Raw genomic sequence first — 4,688 nt, 5'->3', positions numbered from 1 at the left:
CCCGGGGACGGCCCGGCGCCCCCACCGCCGGGCGGCGTGTCGAGCGGCCTCGGAACCGCGCGACGCGCGCCACGGCATCCGCGGACAGCCGCACCCGGCGGTGACCCGCGGCAGCCGGGCGCGTGCAGGGTGTCACTCCTCGGACTGCCGCCCGCCCGACCGCACCGCCGGGTAACGTCCCGGCGCGACACCGCGGACCGCTGCGGACCGCGGCAGGACGGCGGCGGGACCGCCGCAGGACCGCGCTACCGAACCTCGTCACACCGGCGACCGAGACCTGAGGACCCAAGGGCGTGTACGGAGACTTCAAGACCCTGCTGACCAGCCGCGAAGGCCCGGTCGTGCGACTGTGCCTCAACATGCCGGAGACCGGCAACGCCGTCATCGGCACCATGTTGGACGAGATGCACGCCGTCCTCACCGCCGTGGCCGACGACCCCGGGGTCCGCGTCCTGGTGCTCGCCGCCGCCGGCGGCGACTTCTGCCTCGGCGGCGACCGCGGCGAGTTCACCGAACTGCTGGAGCGCGACCCTGACGGTGTCGGCATCCGCGTGCTGGGCGGCAAGGCCCGCAGGGTCTGCGAGGCGCTCGCGGCATGCCCCGCCGTCACCATCGCGCGACTCCAGGGCGGCGTGATCGGTGCCGGGCTCGGGCTCGCCGTCTTCTGCGACCTCCGGGTGGGTGCCGACACCTCGCGCTATCGGCTCCCGGAACTCGCGCTGGGACTGCCCGCGTTGTGGGGCGGCGCCCTCTCCCGGCTCATCAGCGAGGCCGGGCCCGCGCGCGTCCGGGAACTGGTGCTGACCGGTGCCACCTTCGACGCCGCCCGGGCGCAGGAGATCTCGGTGCTGCACCGGGTCGTCCCCGAGGCGGAGCTGGACGACGTCGTCGCGGGGTGGACCCGCCCGATCGTCCGCCGCTCCCCCGCCGCGCTGCGCGTGACCAAGTCGGCCTTCAACGCGTACGCCGGCGCCGCCCGGCTGGCCGACGCCACCGTTCTCGACGGCGACCTGATGGCCGCCGTCATCTCCGCCCGGCACGCCGGGAGCCGTTGACAGCACGGGCGGGACCCCGCCTCGGATCGGCTCGCGGCGTCGGACGCGGTCGCCCGCACGGCGGCGCGACACCCTCACACCGGGCGGTGTTAGGGGTCTCCGGCAACGCGGCAGAGGGCCGTAGCCGGCGGCACGGGCCCCACACGCGCTGAGCCCCGGGGCCGGTGCCACCGGGCGAACCGGGTCGCCCCCGGTGCCGGCCGGGGCGCCGGTGCCGGCCCGTTCGGCCCGGTGGGCCGGGGCCGGGCGGGCCGTGGCTACGCTCGCGCCATGCGGAAGCGCGGTCTTCTCCTCGTCCTCTTCGCCGCGGCCGTCCCGCCCTGGCTGCTGGCGGCCCTGGTCGCGCTCGCCTGGCTGCGGCCGGGCGGTCCCGAGGGCGTCCTGATGCTCCAGCACGAGCTGCTGGGCAGGCCGCTCCTCGCGCTGCCCCTGGTGGTGGCCGCGGCCGCCGGGGCGGTGATCGGGGCGCTGTGGCGGCTGCGGGGCATCCGATGGGACGACTGGTGGCTGGCCGCCGCGCTCACCGCCGCCCTGGCCTTCCTCGCCTGCGTGACCGGCGGCGGGCTGGCGGGCGGCGAGTACGGGGCGGTGCTCGGCGCCTGGTGGGCGTCGCTCTCGGGCCACACCCTGTTCGTCTTCCTGCTGACGGCGCTGGTGTGGAGCCGGGTCGTCCACCGCCCGCCCGCCCGGCGGGCGCCCCGCGGCGCGGCCACCCCTTGCAGGCAGAGGGATCAGCGGGTTGGCTGACGGTATGGAGTACACACAGCTGGGACGCACCGGGCTCAAGGTCAGCCGCCTCGTACTGGGAACGATGAACTTCGGGGTCCACACCGAGGAGGCCGACAGCCACGACGTCATGGACGCCGCGCTCGACGCCGGCATCAACTTCTTCGACACCGCGAACGTGTACGGGTGGGGCGAGAACAAGGGCCGCACCGAGGAGATCCTGGGCACCTGGTTCGCCCGCGGCGGCGGCCGGCGCGAGCGCACGGTCCTCGCCACCAAGTGCTACGGCTCGATGCAGCTGGACGACGCGCCCGTCTGGCCGAACAACGACAAGCTGTCCGCCCTCAACATCCGGCAGGCCGTGGACGCCAGCCTCAAGCGGCTGCAGACCGACCACATCGACCTCTTCCAGTTCCACCACGTGGACCGGGCCACCCCGTGGGAGGAGATCTGGCAGGCGGTCGACGTCCTCGTCCAGCAGGGCAAGATCCTCTACGTCGGCTCCTCCAACCACGCCGGCTGGAACATCGCGCAGGCCAACGAGACGGCGGCGCGGCGCGGCTCGCTCGGACTGGTCAGCGAGCAGTGCCTGTACAACCTGACGGAGCGGCGCGCCGAGATGGAGGTCATCCCGGCGGCGAACGCCTACGGGCTCGGCGTCATCCCGTGGTCGCCGCTGGGCAGCGGCCTGCTCGGCGGCGTGCTGCGCAAGGAGCGCGAGGGCAGCGCCGGTGCGCGGTCCGCGCGGGCGCTGGAGAACAGCGCGCTGCGCGACAAGATCCAGGCGTACGAGGACCTGCTCGACAAGCACGGGCTGGAGCCGGGCGAGGTCGCGCTGGCCTGGCTGCTGACCCGGCCCGGCGTCACCGGTCCCATCGTCGGCCCCCGGGTCGCCGACCACCTGGACTCGGCGCTGCGCGCGGTCGAACTGAAGCTGAGCGAGGAGCTGCTGGCCGGGCTGGACGAGATCTTCCCCGGCCCGGGCCCCTCGCCGGAGGCGTTCGCCTGGTGACCCCACGGGGTCACGACCGACCGTGACCACGACGCCCCGGCCCGGCGGACGCGCCCCGGGCCGGGGCGCGCGGCGGTTCTCGCGCGGGGGTTCTCGGGCGGCGGTTCTCGGGCGGGGTTCTCGCACGGGGGCGGGCACGCCGGAGGCACCGGCCCGCGCTGCGGCGGTGCGGTGCGGTGTCGGGAGCGGCGGGGTCAGCGGCCGCCGAGCGCACCCACGACGGTGACGACGGCGAACAGCAGCACCAGGGCGCCCGTCACGATGCGGGTCCTCGTCTTGGCATCCACACCCCAAAGGTAACCGGGGCGGGCCCGACGCGGTTCACCGGTGCCCGCTGCGGGCGGGCCCCGGCAGCACGGCGGGTGGCACGCCGTGGGGCGTCCCGGGCCGGTCAGCTCGGGGCGGTGGCCGGTCCGCCCAGCGGCCAGGAGGCGAGAGCCGTGTAGCGGGCCGCCCCGGGCTGCGGGGCGGTGCCGGGCGGGGGCGCGGTGAGCAGCACCAGCCGCCGGACACGCCAGGGCGGCGGGGCGACGTCGGCCAGCGCGTCCGCCAGCGGTGCCAGCGGGGTGGGCGGGCCACCGGCGCGGGCGAGGGTGAGGTGGGGGACGAAGCGGCGGTCCGCCACGGCTTCCGGGCCGCTGGTGCCCGCTCCGGGGCCCGCCGCACGGGCTGCCGCCGCCAGCGCGGCGAGTTCCGGCTCGCCCGCACCGAGGCCGAGCCACAGCACCCGGTCGGCGAACCGGCCGGCGCCGCGCAGGGCCAGGGGGAACGGCTCGGTGGCCGCCGCCAGCGCGGCGAGCCGCTGCCGGAGCGGTCCGTCGGCCTCCGGCGAGGTCGGCCCGTAGTAGGCGAGCGTCAGGTGCCAGTCGCGCGGGTCGGACCAGCGCAGCCGGTCGGCGCGGGGCAGCCGCTCGGTGGCGGCGGCGGTGGCGGCGGCGATGTCGGTGACGACCACCGGGGGCGGCAGCACGGCGGCGAAGAGGATCACCCGCCCATGATGGCGTGCCCGTCGTGATGGGGGGCGCGGTGGTGCGCCCGGCGCTCTCCGGCTCCGTCGAGGCCGTCTGCCGCGGGCGGGTCGGCGCGCCTACGATGCGCGGCATGCGAATTCGACGGGGCGGGGTGGACGACATTCCGCCGGCGCTGGCGATGCTCGACAGTTCGGTCACCTGGTTGGCCGAGCGGGGGCGGACCGGGCAGTGGGGTACCGAGCCGTGGTCCGCCCGGCCCAGTGCGGTACGGCGGGTCACCGAGATGGTCACCGAGGGGGAGACCTGGGTCGCGGAGCCGGACGGCCCGGGCTCCCCCGCGGGGACCCTGGTGCTGGGCAGCGGGCCGCACTACTACGTCGACCCGGTGGAGGAACCGGAGCGGTACGTGCGACTTCTCGTGACCGACCGGGCGTACGCGGGGCGGGGCGTGGGGGCGGCCCTGCTCGACCACGCGGTGGCCGAGACGCGGCGGGCGGGCGTGGGGTTGCTGCGGGTGGACTGCTACGCGGGGGACGACGGCCGGTTGGTGGCGTACTACCGGTCGCAGGGGTTCTCGCCGGTGCGGCCGTTCACCGTCCGGGAGTGGCCGGGGATGCTGCTCGCGCGACGGCTCTAGGGGGCTGCGCCGCGGCGCGCGACAGTCCCCGCCCGGGCAGCTCCCCCGGACGCGGGGACGGCGGTGCCCCGGCACCCGCGGTGTCGCGGATGCCGGGACGCCCGGTGTGCCCCCGTTCCCGCGGGCAGGCGGACGTGACCGTCAGCGGCGGGCGCCGACCCGTCGTCCCGTACCGGTCGTGTCCGGCTCGGGCGCGGCGTCGCCCCGGGCCTCACCTCCGCCGGACCGCTCGCTGCGAGGCTCGGCCGCCGCGGGTCGCGCGGCCGGCTCGGCGACCGCGGTGGCGG

The 4,688-nt window shown here is 76.8% G+C and carries 5 protein-coding genes; 4 read left to right on the top strand and 1 reads right to left on the bottom strand.

Annotation, left to right across the window (positions count from 1 at the left end):
* The first annotated feature begins 293 nt into the window (after window positions 1-293).
* The 3 genes from HCN56_RS23735 to HCN56_RS23725 all read left to right on the top strand — a co-directional run bounded on the left by HCN56_RS23735 (window position 294) and on the right by HCN56_RS23725 (window position 2,793).
* Window positions 294-1,055 carry an enoyl-CoA hydratase/isomerase family protein gene (locus HCN56_RS23735; RefSeq protein ID WP_167974422.1) on the top strand — a complete coding sequence of 254 codons (762 nt, stop codon included), beginning with the start codon at window positions 294-296 and terminating at the stop codon, window positions 1,053-1,055.
* 270 nt (window positions 1,056-1,325) lie between these two features.
* Window positions 1,326-1,802: a hypothetical protein gene (locus HCN56_RS23730; RefSeq protein ID WP_167974420.1), complete on the top strand. Its 477-nt coding sequence runs from the start codon at window positions 1,326-1,328 to the stop codon at window positions 1,800-1,802.
* Between the two features lie 4 nt (window positions 1,803-1,806).
* Window positions 1,807-2,793 carry an aldo/keto reductase gene (locus HCN56_RS23725; RefSeq protein WP_167974418.1) on the top strand — a complete coding sequence of 329 codons (987 nt, stop codon included), beginning with the start codon at window positions 1,807-1,809 and terminating at the stop codon, window positions 2,791-2,793.
* A gap of 391 nt (window positions 2,794-3,184) precedes the next feature.
* On the opposite strand, the gene thpR is transcribed toward HCN56_RS23725, so the two are convergent.
* Window positions 3,185-3,781 carry an RNA 2',3'-cyclic phosphodiesterase gene (gene thpR / locus HCN56_RS23720; protein ID WP_167974416.1) on the bottom strand — a complete coding sequence of 199 codons (597 nt, stop codon included), beginning with the start codon at window positions 3,779-3,781 and terminating at the stop codon, window positions 3,185-3,187.
* Window positions 3,782-3,894: 113 nt separating this feature from the next.
* Between thpR and HCN56_RS23715 the strand changes: the two genes are divergently transcribed.
* Window positions 3,895-4,401, top strand: a complete 507-nt coding sequence (locus HCN56_RS23715; RefSeq protein ID WP_167974415.1) for a GNAT family N-acetyltransferase — start codon at window positions 3,895-3,897, stop codon at window positions 4,399-4,401.
* Window positions 4,402-4,688: the final 287 nt, after the last annotated feature.

Origin of the sequence: Streptomyces lonarensis (assembly GCF_012033735.1) — a bacterium.
Taxonomy (GTDB): Bacteria; Actinomycetota; Actinomycetes; order Streptomycetales; family Streptomycetaceae; genus Streptomyces; species Streptomyces lonarensis.
The sequence above is the reverse complement of the archived record's forward strand: the minus strand, read 5'-3'. Positions and strand labels throughout refer to the sequence as shown.